1 protein-coding gene is annotated in these 451 nt (G+C 63.2%); it reads left to right on the top strand.

Annotated features, from left to right (window positions below; genetic code table 11):
* A partial coding sequence (locus tag AACY52_RS31205; protein WP_339561525.1) for an autotransporter outer membrane beta-barrel domain-containing protein occupies positions 1–450 on the top strand: 450 nt, incomplete at its 5' end.
* Between the last annotated feature and the right edge of the window lies 1 nt (position 451).

Here is a 451-nt window from a genome sequence, read left to right as displayed (position 1 = left end):
ACCGAGATCAGTTATTACTGGACCGAGGACCAGATGCGCATCGTGCCGAAGGGCGCGCTGGAATATGTCCGTGCCACCAGCGCGGCATTCAGCGAGGCCGGCGGTCTCGATCCGCTCAATGTCGGCGCGACGGCGCTGTCGCGCGCGCGCCTCATGATCGGCGCCGAGATCGGGCGTTATTTCATCTTCGACCGGAAGATCCTGGACCTGTCGGCCTACGGCAAGTTCGTCGACAATGTCAGCCAGAATCTCGGATCGGTGCAGGTCAGCCTCGGAAACCAGAGCATCATCGTGCCCGGCATCGGCGAGAGTCGCTACGGCATGGATGCCGGCGCGGCCGCATCGCTCAGCCTGACCAGCACCGCGCGGCTCTACGTCAATTACGACGGCAAGTTCCGCAACGAGCTGACCTCGCACCAGGGCACGCTCGGCTTCGAATATCGCTGGTAAG

Origin of the sequence: Pseudomonas sp. EA_65y_Pfl1_P113, assembly GCF_963970525.1 — a bacterium.
In the GTDB taxonomy this organism is placed as follows: Bacteria; Pseudomonadota; Gammaproteobacteria; order Pseudomonadales; family Pseudomonadaceae; genus Aquipseudomonas; species Aquipseudomonas tritici.
Note: the sequence above shows the minus strand (reverse complement) of the source record. Positions and strands in the feature narration are given on the sequence as shown.